Origin of the sequence: Gordonia paraffinivorans (assembly GCF_900683595.1) — a bacterium.
GTDB lineage: Bacteria > Actinomycetota > Actinomycetes > Mycobacteriales > Mycobacteriaceae > Gordonia > Gordonia paraffinivorans.
Genome location: NZ_CAACYD010000007.1, coordinates 307,957 through 322,075, shown reverse-complemented (window position 1 = coordinate 322,075; position 14,119 = coordinate 307,957). Strand labels below are relative to the sequence as shown.

The window sequence follows — 14,119 nt, the reverse complement described above, 5'->3', positions numbered from 1 at the left end:
CCCCGCACCGCTTTCGACCGTACTTCCAGACGGTCTCGCCTGGTCCGGTTGGCGACACCGGTGATCACCGCCGCGGCCGCCGTCGCCGCGACGATCGCGCTCGTCGCGCCCGCCCAGGCCGCACCGGGCAAACCGACGCCCGAGCCCTTCCCCGTCACCGATCTCGCCCGCCTCTATGCGTCGGACATCTCGTCCTACCCCGGCGGCACCTACCTGCAGATCGTGGACCCGTTCGCCGAGGTGCGCCGCGACCACCCCGCGATCATGCGGTCCAACCTCGCGAAGGTCATCGAGATCAACAACGGAGCGGCCGATGATCCCGCGCGGCAGCGACGCGCCCTCGCCGACGCGCACGACGACCCGCTGTGGACGATGTCGGACGCCTTCGGCGCGAAACTGGGCCGCGACTTCCGCGCCGCACTGGCCGCGGGCCGTCTGCCGAAGACCAAGGCCCTCTTCAGCGACTACCTCGCGCGCGCCGGCGGCCCGGCGAGCGCCACCCTCGTCGAGAAGTACGTCTTCGACAATCCCCGCCCGTTCGTCGTCGCACCCACGAAGATCCGCAGGTACATGCGCGGCGGCGTCGACGAATACGCCTCGCTCCGTACCAACCCCTCCTACCCGTCCGGGCACTCGGCTCTGTTCTTCTGGCGCGGAACGCTGTTCGCGACGATGTTCCCGGAACTCGGACCACAGTTCCTGGCGCGGGCCGCCGAGGGCGGCTACCACCGCATCGTGCTCGGCGTGCACTACCCGCTCGACGTGATCGGCGGCGCCATGGTCGGTCAGGCCGCGGCCGCGGACCGGCGTCACGACCCCGAGTTCCGGCGCCTGCTCGATCAGTCCGCCACCGAGATCCGGCGCGAGCTCGAATGGCGTTGCGGCGCGGCGCTCTCCGTGTGCATCTCGGCGGACACCCCGTACCTCGACGACGCCGACGCCGAACGCATCTACACCGACCACCTGACCTACGGGTTCCCGCAGATCGGCGCGAAGAACCACCGGATGATCGTCCCGCACCGGGCCGTCGACCTGATCAGGCCCGCGTTCCCGTCGTTGACCGATGCCCAGCTCCGCCGGATCCTCGTCGCGACCGCGTTGCCGGCCGGCCATCCGCTCGACGACCAGCGACCGGGTCACTCGTCGTGGCAGCGCATCGATCTCGTGCGCGCGTACAACGCGACCGTGAGCGTCGACGAACAGGGCCGCGTCACCGTTCGCTGACCGCACGGATCTTCTCCATCGCGAAACTCGTTGCGACAGAGTGAATCATCTGTCCCACTCGGGCGGCACCGTCATGCCGTGGCGCCAGTGCCGCTTCTGCGCGTCCAATTTGCCCGAACAGCTTGACACCGTCGTAAGGTTACGGCTAATTTTCGGGTGGTCCACGTCACACACGAGGTGGGCTCACCTCCGTTACCAGGTCGGATGGTGCCGACTCTCGCACCCAGACAGACGACTGGGTTAACGAACTCAATCACCTCCCACGCCCCGCCGGGGCCATGTCGTCGTGCCCTGACAGCACCGGGACCGCCGGCGGCGCGCCCGGACCTCATCGGGAAAGGCAGTCGAAACATGCGTTGGTCCAATACACGGAGAGCAGGACGCCTGGCGGCGGTCGCCGTCGCCGCGGCCTGCATCTTCTCGGTCGTGTCGTGTAGCAGCGACGACGGCGGATCGGACGGCTCCGCCGCAGACTCCAGCGGCACCAAGGCCTCCGGCGAGCCGATCAAGATCGGTCTGTTCAACCCGTCCAAGGGTCCGGGCATCCAGCCGGGCGTCACGACCGGCAAGCAGGCCGCGATCGACTACATCAACAACCAGATCGGCGGCATCAACGGACGCCCGATCGAGATCGTCGACTGTGGCATCGACCAGACCGCGCCCGAGTCGACCGTGTCGTGCGCCAACCAGTTCGTCGAGGCCGGCGTCGTGGCCGCGATCGACGCGTTCAACTCCGAATCGGCTGCCGCGGTCCCGATCCTGACCGCCGCGAAGATCCCGCTGGTCGGCGAGATCCCCTACAGCACCATCACCGGCGCCTCCGCGGACAACCGTGTGTACTTCGGTCCGCCTCCGGCCGCCTTCCTCGTCGGCTTCATGCAGCAGCTCAAGGCCGACGGCAAGGACTCGCTGACCCTTGCCAACGCCGATCTGCCGCAGGCACATCAGGTGTTCGACGGTCTCATGAAGCCGCTCGGCGCCGCACTCGGCATCGACGTCAAGGGCGTCTACTACCCGCCGGCCGGCCCGAACTTCACACAGCTGGCCAGCCAGCTGGCCGAGGGCAATCCGTCCGCCGCGGGCCTGATGACCTCCCCCAACGACAACACCTGCACCAAGCTCGCACAGTCGCTGCGTTCGGTGAACTACGAGGGCACCATCTTCCTGGCCGCCTGCACCGAGTTCATCGACACCCTCGGCTCGCAGGCCGTCGGCGCGCAGACGTACTCGCCGTTCTGGCAGACCCCGGCCCTCGACTCCACCCCGGCCGAGGTGAAGGGCAATCTGGAGACCGCACAGAAGTTCATCGACGAGCAGGACGGCACCAAGGGCTTCTACGCCTACGGCACCTTCTCGATCCTCGCCGATTTCACCCGCATCCTCACCGACGCGCAGCTGACCGAGTACACCGGGCCGAGCATCCTCGGTGCGCTCAAGGCGGTCAAGGACTACCAGTCCTTCATCGGCCCCAAGCTCAACTGCGGCAAGCCGACGACACCGAACTGCACCACCGAGATGCTGCTGTTCAATGTGGTCGACGACAAGAAGACCGAACCCGCCACCGGCGGATTCATCACGCCGAACCCGGCTGCGCTGCAGCGCATCCCGGGCGCATACTGACACGATGAGCCGACGCGGTGGGGTGGACCGGATCGGGTCCGCCCCACCGCGCGGCCTTTTCGCCCGAGCCCCGGCCGCTACCCTGCGGCGCCTCTCGGCCCCCGTCTCCCGCCCTCCCGTCTCCCGCCCTCCCGTCTCCCGTCCGTCCCGAACGAATGAGTGCGCCACATGGCCCAGTTCCTGAATTTCGCCTTCCTCGGGTTGTCCCTGGGTGCCATCTACTCGGTGCTCGCGTCGTCGCTGGTGGGCATCTACGCCGCCACCGGCATCATCAACTTCGCCCAGGGTGCCATCGGCCTCTACTCGGTCTATCTCGTCGCGACGCTGCGCACCGACGGCACCCTCGTCCTCCCCATCGGGTCGTTGAGCCTGGGCAGCGACGACAACCCGACCTCGATGGAACTCGCCATCGTCCTCGGTGTGGTGAGTGCGGTCGTCTGGGCCCTGCTGGCCCACGTACTCGTGTTCCGACCCCTGCGCCACGCGCCGGTGCTCGCCCAGGTCGTGGCGTCGGTGGGCCTGATGCTGTTCCTGCAGGCGCTCGTCCAGTTGCGCTTCGACACCGAGAACCTCTTCGCACAGTCGATCCTGCCCGACGACACCGTCGAGATCGGCGGCGCGGTGGTCAACGTCTCCGACCTGATCCTGGCCGGGGTCGCCATCGCCATCGCCCTGCTGATGTGGGCCTACTTCCGCCTCACCACCTTCGGCGTCGCGACCCGCGCCGGGTCCGAGGACGAGCTCGCGGCACGATTGACCGGCTACTCCCCCGACCGGCTCGCCGCGATCGTGTGGGCCATCACCGGCGCCGCCACCGGCCTCATCGTCGTCCTCGCCTCGTTCACCCTCGGACTGACGGTCACCAGTTACACCTTCTACGTCATCCCCGCGCTCGCGGTGGCCCTCGTCGGACGCCTCACCTCGTTCGGCATCGCCTGCACCGCAGGCCTCGTCCTCGGCGTGTTCCAGTCGGTCATCCAGTGGCTCGCCACCAAGAGCTGGTGGCCCGAGTGGGCTCAGTCCGGGCTCGGCGACGCCCTGCCCTTCGTCATCGTGGTGATCGCGCTCTTCCTCCTCGGCGGACGCATCCCCTCGCGCGGCTCTCTCGGCGAGGTGCGCATGCCCGCGGTCCGCATCCCGCGCATCCGCATCGTCCCGGCCGCCGCGATCATCGCGGTGGTGGTCGTGGCCATCGTGCTCACCGAGGGCACCTGGCGCTACGGCGTGGTCACCTCGGTGATCCTCTCGCTCATCGCCCTGTCGCTCGTGCTCCTCACCGGTTACCTGGGACAGATCTCGCTGGCCTCCATGGCCTTTGCCGGCGCAGCGGGTTTCGCGCTGTCGAAGCTGACGACCAATTGGAACGTGCCGTTCCCGTTCGACATGTTGTTCTCGGCGCTCATCGCGACGGGCCTGGGCATCCTGGTCGGCGTGCCTGCCCTCCGCATCCGCGGCGCACAACTCGCGGTGGTCACCCTGGCCGCGGCGCTGGCCATCCAGAACTTCGTCTTCAACAACCCCGCGATCACCAAGTTCGAGGGCAACCTGATCGAGGACCCGTCGATCTTCGGCATCGACCTCGGGGTGCGCGACGGCACCAACCTGGTCACCCTCCGCTTCGCGCTGATGGTCCTCGTCGTGGTGGCGATCGCGACCCTGGTCGTGCTGCGATTCATGGGCGGATCGACCGGACGCGCATTCCTCGCGGTCCGATCCAACGAACGTGCCGCGGCATCGGTCGGGATCAACGTCGCCGCAACCAAACTTCTCGGGTTCGCGCTGTCGGCGTTCCTGGCCGGCATCGGCGGTTGCCTCATCGGGTACAGCCGCGGCCAGCTGTCGGCCGGGTCGTTCACGGTGATGATCGGGCTGACGCTGCTCGCGATGACCTACGTCGGCGGCATCACGTCGTTCGCCGGTGCGGTCATCGCCGGGATCATCGGGCCACTCGGCATCGGCTACGTCTTCCTCAACCAGACCCTGTCGCTCGGTGAGTACTACGAACTCATCGCCGCGGGAAGCCTGCTGCTGATGGCGATCACCAATCCGGTGGGCGTCGCCGGGGCGATCTCCGAGATCTACGAGAAACTGCGCCCCGCACGGCGTAGGCCGCCGTCCGAACCCGAGGCGCCCGGCGCCGCCCAGACCACACAGGCAGGTGCGCATGTCTGAGACACCCCGTCCCGCGACGCCGGAGACAGCCTCGCGCACATCGGGTTCCGTACTGGACCGGACGCCGCTGCTTGAGACCCGCGGCCTGTCGGTGCGCTACGGCGGCGTGTCCGCGAACTCCGATATCGACATCGCGGTCGCGGCCGGCGAGATCGTCGGGCTGATCGGGCCGAACGGCGCCGGCAAGACCACGTTCGTCGACGCCGTCACCGGTTTCACCAGGGCGACCGGTTCGGTGACCCTGTGCGGGGAGCACCTCGAGAAGGCCCCACCCCACCGCCGGCGCCGGGCCGGGGTGGCCCGGACGTGGCAGGCGGGCGAGTTGTTCACCGACCTGACCGTCGCCCAGAACCTCGCCGTCGCAGTCCAACCCGTCGGGCTGCGGGCGATGCTGGCCGACGTGCTCAACGGTTCCCGGCCGCCGGCGGACACCATCGGCGAGGCACTCGATCTGGTCGGGCTCCGGGATGCCGCAGACGCCCTCCCCGGCGAACTCACCCTCGGACAACAGAAGCTGGTCGGTGTGGCCCGGGCTCTCGTCGGCGGCACCCGGCTGGTCCTGCTCGACGAGCCGGCAGCGGGCCTCGACACCCACGAGAGCCGCGGCTTCGGCGCCGAGCTGCGTCGGATCGCGGCCACCGGGATCGGCATCCTGCTCATCGACCACGACATGTCGCTGGTGCTCGACGTCTGCGATCGCCTGTACGTCCTCGACTTCGGCAAGGTCATCGCCAGCGGCACACCCGCCGAGATCTCCGACGATCCGGCCGTGGTCGCCGCCTACCTCGGTTCGCCCGAGGTCGATCCGGATGCGGTGGCCGAACTCGAGGCGACCGGCGCCCTGTCGCCCGACACAGACCTGGTCACCGGATCCGAATCCACCGGCGACGCACCCTCGCCCGGTGGCCCGCCCCACGACGAGCATGAGGAGAACCGATGAGCGACAAGGCAGATCCGGTGCTCGCGCTCGACGACATCACTGTCGGCTACGGCGGGGTGCCCGCGGTACGCGGCCTGTCCGCGGCGGTCCGGCCCGGCGAGATCCTGGCGCTGCTCGGCCCGAACGGCGCGGGGAAGACGACGACCCTGCTCGCGACCGTCGGCGCGTTGCCGCTGATGTCCGGCTCCGTCACGGCGCTCGGCGAGCCGATCGACCGCCGCATCGAGCGCAACGCGCGGCGCGGGGTCATCCTGGTCCCCGACTCGCGCGGACTGTTCCACAAGCTGTCAGTCTCGGACAATCTCCGGCTCGCCAAGCGGCGCAACGGAACCGGACTCGACACGGTCTACTCGTACTTCCCGAGGCTGAAGACGATGCGATCACGCCAGTGCGGCAATCTGTCCGGGGGCGAACAGCAGATGCTCGCCCTCGCGAAGGCATTGCTGGCGGGCCCCAAGGTGCTGCTCATCGACGAGATGAGCCTCGGTCTGTCCCCGGTCGCGGTGCAGGACCTGCTCCCCCGGCTACGGTCGATCGCCGACGAACACCAGATGGCCGTCGTCCTGGTGGAGCAGCACATCGATCTCGCGCTCGGGATCGCCGACTCGGCGATCGTGCTGCACCACGGCCGGGTCGCGCTGTCGGCGAGCGCCGCCGAACTCCGCAGCCACCGCGACCGGGTCGAGGCGGCGTACTTCGGCCGCACCGTCGACGATCTGGCCTCCTGAGCCCGGCCTCCTGAGCCGCGAGACGGGCAGGAACCACGACGAAACCGCCGGAGGATGGTCACCGTGGACGACGAGGCCCCCAAGGACCACGGCGGTTCCGTCCGTCCGCACGACCATGGAGGGGACGTCCCACCCGTATCCCCCGGCCGCAGCACACGCAACCGGCCGACCGATGACGAGCTGCTCGACGCCGCCTGCGAGGTGATCGCGGAGGTCGGGGCCGAACGCGCGACCATGACCGCCATCGCCGAGCGTGGCGGGACCACCCGGGTGACGCTGTACGCGCACTTCGGGTCCCGGGACGCCCTCGTGTCCCGGGTCATCACGCGTGAACTCGAGACCTTCACCTCGTTCATGTTCCGCATCTACGACGAAAGCGAGGACATGCCCTACGGCGCCCGGGCCCGCCACGCGGTCCAGGGCCTGTTCGACTACGCACGCCGCCACCCGGCCGGACTGCGGGTGCTGATGGGACACACCCAGGGCGGTGACAGCAACCGGCGGCTGTACGCCGCGCTGGAGCCGAGGATCGCGGCACGCCTGCGCGCCAACTACGCCGAACAGGGTGCCCACATCGGGGCCGGCGCCGACACGCTCGCCTCGCTGCTGCTCGGCATGAGCCTCGACGTCGCCCACCGGGCGCTCATCGTCGACGGCGCGGGCATCGACGAGGCCTGCGACATCGCGATCACCGCGACCCTGGCCGTGCTCCGCGACGTCCGGGTCGAGCAACTCCGAGCGCTCGACGCCTCACTCGACCAGCGCTGACCTGTGACGCCGCCCCCGGGATGCCGGGCGTGACGGCCGCGCGGTCCAAGGACCGGGCAAGCCGACCCCAAGCGGCCTGCAAGCGCCCGCCGCGATTCTTTCTCTCGTCACCACCCGCCGCTTCTGCCGAGAGGAAAACCGATGTCGCACCCACAGAGTGTCCGTCCGACCGAACTCCCCGAGCCGCCGACCGAGATCGGCCCCGACCCTGCTCCGCGTCGACCGCTGTGGCAGATCGGCCGGCGCGTCACCGTGAGCATGGCGTGCATGAGCTTCGGCGCCCTCGGCGCCTGCAGCTTCTCCCTCGGCGCCCAGACCGTCGAGGAGGCCTCCGACATCGAGGTGGGCGAGTGCCTGCAGATCGGGGCGGAGGCCGGCGAGGGCAAGGTGAAGGCCACCAAGCAGAAATGCGAGGGAACCGACGGACTGACCTTCTACGCCGCGAGCAAGGTCGACGCCTCGGCCGAGTGCACCGCCGACCACACCTCGAGCCTCACCTTCGCCGACGGCGACAAGAAGCTGTGCCTGACACCGAATTTCGCTTCCGGATCGTGCTATCAGATCCCGGTGAACGGCGGAAAGCTCGTCGACTACCGCGAAGTCGGTTGCGACGCGACGCCGGTGGAGAACACCGTCATCGCCAGGGCCGTCGACCGTGGCGACGACTCCATCACCTGCACGGCGGGCCAGATCACGTGGACGTTTGCCCAGCCGATCTCACTCGGCTACTGCCTCTCCGAGGACGTGAGCGCCGCGGATCGGTTCGGGGGCTGATGGTCACCGAACCGCCGCCGGCTGACCCGATCTCGCGGCATCCGGCGCGGCGTCGACCAGGTCGCCGGCGAGGCGGTACTCGGCTCGCATGCGCTCCAACTCCGCCTCGCGCGCCCGGTAGGCCCTCTCCACCCGGGCGCGGGCGCGGCGCTCGCCGCCCAGGCGCTGCGCCCGGCTCGCCAGCGACAGGGCCGGTCCGACACAGGCCAGCACATGCTTGATCTTCACGTCGGGAATGCCCAGCGCATCGGCGTCATGGTCCCCGATGAAGACCCGCTGCAGTCCGTGCATCGTGGTGGTCGCCATGCGGCGACGCCACTTCCACGGCCCCGGAAGGACATTCGCGAGTTCGGGCACCAGGTAGTCGTCGGTGAGCGCCACGACGAAGTCCCGGTCGTCCGGTCCGGGCCCCGGCGAGGTCAGGCGATACAGCTCCTCGATCCGGACGTGGTCGGCCTCGCACGTGGGGTTGAGTTCGGGACTCATGCCGATCACGTGACCCACGTAGCGCCACAGGTGATAGATGTCGTCGAGTTCCCGATCGGTGAACCGCACCCCCAGCGTCTGCATCGCCTCGATCGCGATGTGCCCGAACTCGGCCATCGTGAAAGCCATGTAGGGCTGCGGGATCGGCACCCCCCAGGCCTCCTCGTCCCAGTCGCCCCGCCTCCACAGCATCTGCCGGACGTGGGCGTGGATCATCCGGACCCGCACCGTATAGGCGAATCCCCCACCGCGGCGGCGCATCCCGCCCGGGGTGATCACCCGACTCAGCCATTCGCCGACCTCGACCGAACGAACTGCCGGTTGCGACACGTATCGCCCGGTGACGGCGAGCGGCTTGGCCGCGATCGTGTTACCCGCCCCGCGCACCAGGGACGCCGCGCCCAGCACGATCCCCAGCGGCGCGGTGTTGACGATCAGCGCGTCGGCGGCGCGGGCCATGCGGTCGTGATCGACCCACTCGGGTTCGTCGTCGAGGAAGGCGAACAGGTCCCGCATCGACTCGGTCGGGTCGTCGAGTGCGTCGATGCCGCGCTCGAGAGCCGTCCGCAGCAGCGAGGTGGATGTCCCGCCGGGGTGGGTGTCGCCGGCGACCGCGTCGGCCAGGGGGTCGCCCAGCCACATCTGCTCGAGCCACACCCGGCCCGCCTCTCCGTAGCGCGCGACCGCGAGGTCGGCGTTCACGAGATCGGTGGGGATCGGTTCCATGAAACCATCAGAACACGAGACGAACTCACTTACCATTCACTTTCTGTGAGCCCTTCACCTCCCACGAAACGACCTTCTCAACAGGCCAGAAGGTCCCCGCGACAGCAGCGCGCGCGGGAGATGAGGCAACGACTGCTCACTTCCACGCTGCAGCTGCTCGAGCGTCACCCGGAGCGCAGGCCGACGACGGCCGAACTCGCCCGCACCGCCCACGTCAGCATCGGAACCGTCTACCGCTACTTCGCCGACATGGACGCGATCGTCGAGGAACTGCGCCTGAACGCGGTCCGCGACATCACCGCGTCCCTCGCCGGCGGTATCGGTCGTGCGATGGACCGGGAACCGCTCGCCGCGATGATCACCGTCGTCGACACACTCGTGTCGGCCTTCGAATCCCACGCGGCGGTCCTGCGGGCCGCACTCGAACTGCAGAACATCGGATTCGGCGAGGCCTGGGCCGAGGTCGAGCGGCCGCTGCTGCCGCTGGCCCGCGTCCTGCCGTCACGGCTGCGACCCGACCTCGACGACGCGGCGATCGACGACCTCGTGTTCCTCACGATGGGCGCGACCGCGAGCCTGTGCCTGCGCATAGCGCTGCTGCGGCCGCCGGAGACCGACCGCGGGGAACTGATCGCGACGGCCGCGCGAATGCTGCTCGCGGCCTTCGACACTCCCGAAGCGAGCTGATCCGCCGGTTCGTGTCGGGTTCGGGCAACCGGCCGCGGGCGAGCACGTTCCGGCGACGGCCCGCCGCGGTGGCAGCCGTCATCGATCACCCGGTCAGGCCGCGACCGCGGACCTCTCCCGAAGCCGGCGCGCGTACACCTGTCGTCGCACCCGCGCGACGACGACGCCCCGCTCGTCGACGATCTCGGTCTCGAACCACGTGAGACTCTTGGAACCGTCTGCGGTGTCGGCCCGGATCTGTTCGACGACCGCCGGATCGATCGTCATCGTCGCGGTGACGCGGCCCCGGCCCGGGCTGACGTAGTCGATCTCGCCGGCGGCATCCCAGACGACGTACCCTTCGCCCAGTCGATGCATGAGCAGCAGCGCGAAGAACGGATCGGTCATGGCCGAGAGCGTCCCGCCGAACGCGGTGCCGAAGTAGTTCCGGTTGAACCTGGTGATGCGGTGGGCCACGGTTGCCGACGACCAGTCGTCCGCGATGTGGGTGACCCGGATCCCCGCACCGAGAAACGGCGGCCAGAGGTTCATCCCGATTCGCATCTTCCGCGCGGTCATCCGCATGTCCGACCTCCCGTCGACGCATCCTCGACGCCAGCCGACCCGCCTATGTAGGTCTGCATAGGAGAAAAGGAAACAGGGACCAGCGGTCACGGTCAAGAGGTGTCCGGCGGAAGTGACCGGCGCCACCCTCCGTCGCGCAGGCGTCAGAGATCGGGTTTGGCCGCGAACTCGGCCATCGCCCGCTTCTCGCCCTCGTGGTCGGGATAGAAGACCAGCACGATGAGTACGCCGAGGAGCACGATCCCGGCCGCAGCTCCGTACGCGACCTTGTCGCCGTGCACGAAGGCATCGCGTGCGGCGGAGATGATCTCGTCGGCGTACTGCGGATAGCGCTCGGCGAGGACCTCGGCGCTCGAGAACGACTTGGTCAACGCGTTCTCGGTCTGCTGCGTCACCTGCCCGGCCTGCGGCGAGTCCTCGATGCTCTGGTGGAGCTGCTTGGCGTAACCGGCGGTGAGGATCGCGCCCAGCGTGGAATGGAGGATCGCACCTCCGAGGTCGCGTTGCAGGTCGGACATGCTCGACGCCATGCCCGCCCGCTGGACCGGCACCGACCCGGTCAGCGACTGTGACGCCGGCGTGCCGGCCAGGCCGACACCGATGCCGACGAACACGTAGACGACGGCGACATGCCAGAAGTGGGCGTTCTCATCCCAGGCGAACATCGCGAACACCATCCCGGCCACGATGAAGGCGTACCCGGACAGCAGCGTGAACCGCGAGCCCATGCTCTGCACGAGTCTCGCCGACCGCGGGGCGACGACGACCATCGCGGCCGTCGCCGGCAGGATCGTCGCGCCGGCCGCCAGCGTGGAGTAGCCGAGCACGTTCTGCATGTACTGCTGGCCGATGAACATCGCGCCCATCAGCGTGCCGAAGACGATGAGTCCACCGACCGCCGCGACCCAGAACGTGCGTCGCGCCGCGATCCGGAGATCGAACAGCGGAACCCGCACGTGCAGCTGCCGCCACACGAACCCCGCACCGGCGACGACCGCGATCGCGCCCAGGATGTAGACCTGCAGGCGCTGATCGCCGTCGGGTGCGAAGTTGATCGCGAGGACCAGGGCGCCGACCATCACGATCGAGACGACGCCGCCGAGGTTGTCGACGACCGCCGCCTCGTCACCGGTGTCGGTGGGCACCAGCCTCCATGCGACGGCCAGCGCGAGGACGGCGAGCGGCAGCGTCACCAAGAACACCGAATGCCAGCTGAACACCTCCAGCAGGCCACCCGACATCACCGGCCCCAGCGCGGAGATCGCCCCGCCGAAGGCCGACCACGCCGCGATGGCCCGGGTCCGCTTGGGACCCGACCACAAAGCGGTGATCACCGCGAGCGTCGTAGGGAACGCCAGGCCCGCCGCGATGCCGCCGACCAGGCGAGCACCGAAGAGGACCGTGACATCGGGCGCGAAACCTGCCACCAGCGACGCCGGTATGGACAGCGCCATGCCGAAGACGAGCATGCGCTTGCGGCCGTGGCGGTCGCCGAGCGCGCCGAAATACAGCACGGAGGCCGCGAGCCCCAGGGAGTAGCCGACGGCGATCAGGTTGAGTTGCGTCGAACTGGCGTCGAGATCCTTGCCGATGTCCGGCAGCGCGACGTTCGCGACGGCGAGGTTGATGTTGGCCACGCCGGCCACGAGGATGAGCGCGGCCAGAATTGCACGGGAGCGCGGCGGAGCGGTCCCCTCATCGATCCGGTCGGTCGTCGACATCACCGGGAGATCGTACGCGCGGGCGGATTCACCGCGCTCGGGGTGGGCACCTCATCGACACGGAACAACAACGCGCCCGCCATGTCCGGCGACCGCACGGCCCCCGAGGTCGGACTCAGATGCAGATGCTCACCGACACCGGTCCGATCGGGACGCCGAAGCACAACGACACCGACCCGAATGCCGGTGTCGGCTCCACCGGTGCCGCCGAGGCCATGGGTGCGCCGACCAGTCCCAGCCCGCACACCGCTGCCACGGTCGCCACGCCAACGGTCAGCCGACGCCTGATGTTGGATGCCTTCATCACGACTCTCCTCGAGCTCGCTCCCCCGCACCACGGCCCGCTCGCGAGACCCGTCGCCGCGGGTGGTGCCGAGGATCCAGTTTACGCCCGGACCCTCGAGCGCCGCGTCCGGCAGAAGGGGGACAGTGCGGGCGCGCTCAGATGCTGATGCGCAGCCCGTCCCACTCGTGGTCGTGCATGAAGCCCTCGGCCAGGCCGACCCGATACTTCGCACAGCTGCGGAGGATGCTCGCGTAGGCGAGCGGCAGCATGATCGCGGGCTTCTGGTCGCCGGACCGGGTGATCACGTCGGCCGAGCGACGGAAGTCTCGGGCGAACTGCGCCATCGACCGTCCACGCCGGGACGGTGCCCGCCACCCGTACAGCAGCATGCCGATGCCGATCATCTTCTCGACGTCCGGCGACGGGGTGATGACCTCGACATCGGGGTCCGAGGTGCCCAGGAACGCGCGGTCGACGCCGTCGCCGGGCGAGAACATCATGATCCCGCTGGTGGCGCGCGGGTTGCATTCGATGCAGAACAGGTCCTTGTCGGGCCCGTCCTCGATGAAGTCGAAACCGATCTGTCCGGTGAAGCCGACGCGTTCGACGAGGTCGGCGACCCACGCCTGGATCCGCGGGTGCTCGACCGCACGGAAGTTGAGGCACGAACTGCCGTCGATGGCGTAGTCGACCGGATAGGTCGCGTGCGCGTAGATGCGCCCCTCGTGGCAGACCGAGTACGTGCAGTACTTGTCGCCCGACACCCACTCCTGGGCGACCCAGGGGTTGAGTTCGTCGTGCTCGAGCCAGGTCAGCGGGTCCCCGGGCTGCACCTTGTGGACCTTCTGCGACCCGCGCGAATAGCAGCGCTTGAGCGCGAACGGCTTGTCGAAGTCGAGCCCGGCCGCGTCCTCGGGACCGGCCACCCGCGCGAACTTGCGGGTGGGGATGCCCAATTCGACGAGCAGTTTCTGGAACTCGTATTTGTGATGCAGCCGGTTCTCGAGGTCGAAATCGGACAGGAACAGCCGGCATTCCGCCGGGAACAGCTCTGCGAGCATCGCGATGATGTCGGTTTCCTCGTGCACCGGGATCACCATGTCGATGTCGTTGTCGGCGACGATCTTCGCGAGGGCCTGACAGTATTCGAGCGGCTCGAACTTCGGCGGCGGGACGCGATGGAATTCGTCCACCGCATTGGAGTAGCGACTGACCGCGATGGGGATCGAATCGACCACGGTCACCCGGTGACCGCCGGCGGCCATGAGTCGCGCGAGTTCCAGCGAGAGGAACGATCGGGCGAAGGTGATCAGTACATGGGCTCTTCCGGCGCTGTCCACCCGAAGCAGTGTAGTGGCGAGGTATCGCGAGCCGGCATTCCCCGAGAACACCGACCCGATGTTGAACGATTTCCGACGCTGGG

13 protein-coding genes are annotated in these 14,119 nt (G+C 68.8%); 8 read left to right on the top strand and 5 right to left on the bottom strand.

The features are described from left to right. The first annotated feature begins 60 nt into the window (after positions 1-60). From E1P53_RS14450 to E1P53_RS14420, 7 genes are all read left to right on the top strand, one after another. Entirely contained in the window at positions 61-1,224 is a 1,164-nt protein-coding gene (locus E1P53_RS14450; protein WP_131735335.1) for a phosphatase PAP2 family protein, read from the top strand. Between the two features lie 351 nt (positions 1,225-1,575). Then, the gene (locus E1P53_RS14445; RefSeq protein ID WP_006900127.1) at positions 1,576-2,844 is read left to right on the top strand and encodes an ABC transporter substrate-binding protein; all 1,269 of its coding nucleotides are present in this window, start codon (positions 1,576-1,578) and stop codon (positions 2,842-2,844) included. A gap of 168 nt (positions 2,845-3,012) precedes the next feature. Beyond that, positions 3,013-5,016, top strand: coding sequence for an ABC transporter permease (locus E1P53_RS14440; RefSeq protein WP_006900128.1), 2,004 nt, complete (start codon positions 3,013-3,015; stop codon positions 5,014-5,016). After that, positions 5,009-5,956, top strand: coding sequence for an ABC transporter ATP-binding protein (locus E1P53_RS14435; protein ID WP_131734714.1), 948 nt, complete (start codon positions 5,009-5,011; stop codon positions 5,954-5,956). Before E1P53_RS14440 ends, E1P53_RS14435 begins: the two co-directional genes overlap by 8 nt. Next, positions 5,953-6,684, top strand: coding sequence for an ABC transporter ATP-binding protein (locus tag E1P53_RS14430; RefSeq protein WP_006900130.1), 732 nt, complete (start codon positions 5,953-5,955; stop codon positions 6,682-6,684). The genes E1P53_RS14435 and E1P53_RS14430 overlap by 4 nt, the downstream gene beginning before the upstream one ends. Before the next feature lie 54 nt (positions 6,685-6,738). Continuing rightward, complete coding sequence (locus E1P53_RS14425) at positions 6,739-7,452, top strand: TetR/AcrR family transcriptional regulator (RefSeq protein WP_006900131.1); 714 nt, start codon at positions 6,739-6,741, stop codon at positions 7,450-7,452. 141 nt (positions 7,453-7,593) lie between these two features. Then, positions 7,594-8,226: a pyridine nucleotide-disulfide oxidoreductase gene (locus E1P53_RS14420; protein WP_131734713.1), complete on the top strand. Its 633-nt coding sequence runs from the start codon at positions 7,594-7,596 to the stop codon at positions 8,224-8,226. A 3-nt stretch (positions 8,227-8,229) separates the two neighbouring features. Here the strand turns inward: E1P53_RS14420 and E1P53_RS14415 are convergent, their stop codons facing one another. Further along, positions 8,230-9,438: an oxygenase MpaB family protein gene (locus E1P53_RS14415; RefSeq protein WP_131734712.1), complete on the bottom strand. Its 1,209-nt coding sequence runs from the start codon at positions 9,436-9,438 to the stop codon at positions 8,230-8,232. Positions 9,439-9,558: 120 nt separating this feature from the next. Here E1P53_RS14415 and E1P53_RS14410 point away from each other — a divergent pair, with 120 nt between their 5' ends. Further along, the gene (locus tag E1P53_RS14410) at positions 9,559-10,125 is read left to right on the top strand and encodes a TetR/AcrR family transcriptional regulator (protein WP_131734711.1); all 567 of its coding nucleotides are present in this window, start codon (positions 9,559-9,561) and stop codon (positions 10,123-10,125) included. Between the two features lie 93 nt (positions 10,126-10,218). Here the strand turns inward: E1P53_RS14410 and E1P53_RS14405 are convergent, their stop codons facing one another. The 4 genes from E1P53_RS14405 to E1P53_RS14390 all read right to left on the bottom strand — a co-directional run bounded on the left by E1P53_RS14405 (position 10,219) and on the right by E1P53_RS14390 (position 14,036). After that, positions 10,219-10,683 (bottom strand): DUF4442 domain-containing protein, encoded by a 465-nt coding sequence (locus tag E1P53_RS14405; RefSeq protein ID WP_109239241.1) that lies wholly within the window; start codon positions 10,681-10,683, stop codon positions 10,219-10,221. Positions 10,684-10,832: 149 nt separating this feature from the next. Beyond that, positions 10,833-12,410: an MFS transporter gene (locus tag E1P53_RS14400; RefSeq protein WP_371831002.1), complete on the bottom strand. Its 1,578-nt coding sequence runs from the start codon at positions 12,408-12,410 to the stop codon at positions 10,833-10,835. A gap of 115 nt (positions 12,411-12,525) precedes the next feature. Next, positions 12,526-12,714 carry a hypothetical protein gene (locus E1P53_RS14395; RefSeq protein ID WP_083900218.1) on the bottom strand — a complete coding sequence of 63 codons (189 nt, stop codon included), beginning with the start codon at positions 12,712-12,714 and terminating at the stop codon, positions 12,526-12,528. A gap of 137 nt (positions 12,715-12,851) precedes the next feature. Further along, the gene (locus tag E1P53_RS14390) at positions 12,852-14,036 is read right to left on the bottom strand and encodes an ATP-grasp domain-containing protein (protein WP_131734709.1); all 1,185 of its coding nucleotides are present in this window, start codon (positions 14,034-14,036) and stop codon (positions 12,852-12,854) included. Between the last annotated feature and the right edge of the window lie 83 nt (positions 14,037-14,119).